The organism is Herbaspirillum sp. WGmk3 (assembly GCF_023952535.1).
In the GTDB taxonomy this organism is placed as follows: Bacteria; Pseudomonadota; Gammaproteobacteria; order Burkholderiales; family Burkholderiaceae_D; genus Herbaspirillum; species Herbaspirillum huttiense.
Genome location: NZ_JAKYWT010000099.1, coordinates 1 through 259 on the forward strand (window position 1 = coordinate 1; position 259 = coordinate 259).

Genomic DNA, 259 nt, shown 5'->3' on the forward strand with positions numbered 1-259 from the left:
GAGGTCATCGCGGTGCAGTCGGTGCTGCTGCCGCGCGCGGCCGTGACGCCGTCGTTTTCATTCGTGGAGGCCTGATGCAACTGCGTGAACTCGCGCATGCGCGCACCGGCGACAAGGGCAATACGCTGAACGTGTCGGTCGTCTGTCACGATCCGCGTCATTACGATCACCTGCGCACGCATCTCGATGCCGACGCGGTGAAGGCGTGGCTCGCGGGCATCGTGCACGGCGACGTCGTGCGCTATGAATTGCCGGCGCT

1 pseudogene is annotated in these 259 nt (G+C 65.3%); it reads left to right on the forward strand.

The window, feature by feature from the left end:
- Window positions 1–74 precede the first annotated feature (74 nt).
- Window positions 75–259, forward strand: a pseudogene (locus tag MKD49_RS26075) (hypothetical protein); the annotation flags it as partial.